Origin of the sequence: Streptomyces phytophilus (genome assembly GCF_013870535.1) — a bacterium.
Lineage (GTDB): Bacteria > Actinomycetota > Actinomycetes > Streptomycetales > Streptomycetaceae > Streptomyces > Streptomyces phytophilus.
Genome location: NZ_JACBXC010000729.1, coordinates 1 through 3058, shown reverse-complemented (window position 1 = coordinate 3058; position 3058 = coordinate 1). Strand labels below are relative to the sequence as shown.

At 72.6% G+C, this 3058-nt stretch carries 4 protein-coding genes; 1 reads left to right on the top strand and 3 read right to left on the bottom strand.

Annotated elements, in window-relative coordinates; all coding sequences use genetic code 11:
* On the bottom strand, positions 1-496 hold a 496-nt coding region (locus tag H5J30_RS24290), incomplete at its 3' end, for a MarR family winged helix-turn-helix transcriptional regulator (protein ID WP_181789499.1).
* 109 nt (positions 497-605) lie between these two features.
* Between H5J30_RS24290 and H5J30_RS24285 the strand changes: the two genes are divergently transcribed.
* Entirely contained in the window at positions 606-1151 is a 546-nt protein-coding gene (locus tag H5J30_RS24285; protein WP_181789498.1) for a YceI family protein, read from the top strand.
* 84 nt (positions 1152-1235) lie between these two features.
* Here H5J30_RS24285 and panD read toward each other — a convergent pair whose 3' ends face one another.
* Both panD and H5J30_RS24275 read right to left on the bottom strand, forming a co-directional pair.
* Entirely contained in the window at positions 1236-1655 is a 420-nt protein-coding gene (gene panD / locus H5J30_RS24280) for an aspartate 1-decarboxylase (protein ID WP_181789497.1), read from the bottom strand.
* 144 nt (positions 1656-1799) lie between these two features.
* Positions 1800-2939: a site-2 protease family protein gene (locus H5J30_RS24275; protein ID WP_181789496.1), complete on the bottom strand. Its 1140-nt coding sequence runs from the start codon at positions 2937-2939 to the stop codon at positions 1800-1802.
* Between the last annotated feature and the right edge of the window lie 119 nt (positions 2940-3058).

The following is a 3058-nucleotide window of genomic DNA, read 5'->3' as shown; positions in this document are numbered from 1 at the left end:
CCCCCGCGTCCCCCGCGTCCTCGGCCAGCGCCTGCGCGCAGATCGGCCGCAGCCCTTCCTGCACCGCACCGCTGATCTCGCCGAGCTGCTGCTGCTGCTCGGGCGTGAGCACGTCGAAGAGGTGCTTGCGCACCTCCGTCACATGCCCCGGCGCCGCCGCCTCCAGCACGCCGAACCCGGCCTCCGTGAGCTGCGCCACGGACCCGCGGCGGTCGGCGTCGGTGGCGCAGCGGGAGACGTACCCCGCCTTCTCCAGCGCCGCCACCGCGTGCGACAGCCGGCTGCGCGAGGAGCGGGACAGCTCGGCGAGCTGGCTCATGCGCAGGCTGCGCCCGGGGGCCTCGGAGAGGTGCACGAGGATCTCGTAGTACGCCACGGGCATCCCGGAGTCGCGCCGCAACTGCCGGTCCAGATGCGCGTTGAAGTCGCGGACGGCGTCCATGAAGAGGCGCCATATCCGCTGTTCGTCATCGCTGAGCCAGCGCACGTCGGTCATGTGTCCAGCATACCTATAGTTGAGTCCTCAACCAGAGCGTGTTACGGTTTGAATGAAAGTTCAACCACTTGCCCTGTGGTGGCACCGCTACGGAAGAGGCAGATTCCCCATGACTACCCACGCCGAACAGATCCCCGCGTACCAGACCGGCACCTGGACGATCGACCCGGTGCACTCCGACGTCTCCTTCGTCGTCCGGCACCTGGGCGTCACCAAGGTCCGCGGGACCTTCGACCACGTCGAGGGCACCATCGTGACCCACGAGGATCCGCTGCAGTCCGAGGTCAACGCGGTGATCAGGACCACCTCGGTGAACACGCGCAACGACGCCCGCGACAACCACGTACGCACGGCGGACTTCCTGGACGTCGAGTCCTACCCCGAGATGACGTTCAAGTCCACCGGCATCCGCGAGAAGGACGGCGTCTACCTGATCGACGGCGACCTGTCGCTGCGCGGCGTCACCCGCGCCGTGACCCTGGAGACCGAGGTCGGCGGCTTCGCGCCGGGCCCGCAGGAGGGCAGCATGGTCGTCGGCTTCTCCGCGAGCACCGAGATCAGCCGCACCGACTACGGCGTGACCGGCGGCGCGGCGGGCGCCGCGGTCAGCGACAAGATCAAGATCACGCTGGACATCGAGGCGGGCCGTTCCTGAGGCCCACGCGCACGACGGTGGGCGGCCATCGGGCCGCCCACCGTGCCGAACACGGTGCGGGGCGACCCCGCCGGTAACGTCCGCTCAGTCACCGGCCACGGCGTCGCCCCGCACCGTTCCCGTGCCGGGCAGCGCCTCGGCCGGGTCCGAGCCGTGCCGCACGGGGCGGTTGTCGCCGTCCACGAACACGATCCGCGGCAGCAGCGCCTTGGCGTCCGCGTCGGCCACCGCCGCGTAGCTGATGACGATCACCAGGTCGCCGGGGCTGACCAGGCGGGCCGCCGCGCCGTTGATGCCGATCACGCCGCTGCCCCGCGGGCCGGGGATGACGTAGGTGGTGAGCCGGGCGCCGTTGTCGATGTCGACGACGTCGACCTGCTCGCCGGCCAGCAGGTCCGCGGCCTCCATGAGCGCTTCGTCGATGGTGACGGACCCGACGTAGTGGAGGTCGGCCTGCGTCACGGTGGCGCGGTGGATCTTGGACTTGAGCATCGTCCGGAACACGTGCGGCCTCGCCTGCGGTCAGGGGGTACGGGAGCGACGCCAGGGTAACCGCGCCGTCGCGCCGCACCTGTCCCGCGGGCGCCGAACTGTGAGCGACGCCACCGCCCCCGGGAAACCCCCGGCCGGACCGGGTCTCCCGGGTTCTCAGGGGCCGCGTCTCGCGCGGGGGGTGGTCTCCGCCAGGTAGGTCACGGTCCGGCTGACGTCCGACAGCGACAGGATCCCGACGAGCCTGCCCTCCTCCGTCACCAGCACGCGGTGCTCGGGGCCGGGCTCCATGCGGGGCAGCAGGTCGGCCAGCGAGTCGTCCGGGCCGACGACGACGAGCTGCGACACCGGCACCATCGCCTCGCCCGCGGTCACCGTCCCCCCGCCCTCCGGCCGCGCGTGCCTGGCGCCGCGGACCGTCACCAGCCCCAGCGGTTCGCCGCCCCCGTCGGTGACGGGGAACGCCGAGTGCCGGTACAGCGGATTGTCCAGCAACTGCGCGACGTCCAGGCTCTCGGGCACCACGACCGGATCCCGCGTCATGGCATTCCGTACGGGGACGCCGGCGAGCATCCCGCGCACCTGCGCCTGCCGGCCCTCCGCGGTGGCGGCCCCGATGAGGAACCAGCCGATCAGGGCGAGCCAGAGCCCGCCGAACCCGCCGCCGCGCAGGAACACAAAGAACCCCAGCACGATGAGCAGCCAGCCCAGGGCACGCCCAGCGGCGGTGGCCCCGGCGGTGGCGCGCAGCCTGTCGCCCGTACGCCACCACAGCAGCGCGCGCAGCAGCCTGCCGCCGTCCAGCGGCGCGGCCGGCAGGGCGTTGAAGACGGCGAGCAGCAGGTTGATACCCGCCAGCCACCCCATGACCTGGACGAGCAGCTCGGGCGCGGAGGCGCCGTGGAGCAGCCAGGTGCCCAGCGCGAAGAGTCCGCCCAGCACCAGGCTGACCAGGGGGCCGACACCCGCGATCCGCAGTTCGGCCCCCGGGTTCGACGCCTCCGACTTCAGCCGGGCCACGCCGCCCAGCAGCCACAGCACGATGTCGTCCACGGAAACGCCGTTCCGCCGCGCCACCACGGCGTGGGCCAGCTCGTGGGCGAGGAGGGAGACGAAGAAGACCACGGCGGCGGCCAGCCCCGCCGCCCAGTACAGCACCCGGGCGCGGCCGGGATCGGCGTCCGGGAGCCGGCCCTGCGCGAGGCCGATGGCGATGACGGCGAAGATCAGGACCACGCTCCAGTGGACCCCGACCCGGACCCCTGCGATGCGCCCCAGCGTGAACGTCGCCCGCACAGCGTCACTCCTCCGCTCGCATCCGGCCCGGTACGGCCCGGCGGGCCGCTCCCCGGCCGCGCTCCGGGCTCCGGGCTCTCCCGCTGCGCGGCTCTCCGGCTCCGCCTTCGACGCTTCCA

Coding starts and splice junctions, on each gene's coding strand:
- H5J30_RS24285 (WP_181789498.1), top strand. CDS start 606: ATGACTACCCACGCCGAACAGATCCCCGCGTACCAGACCGGCACCTGG.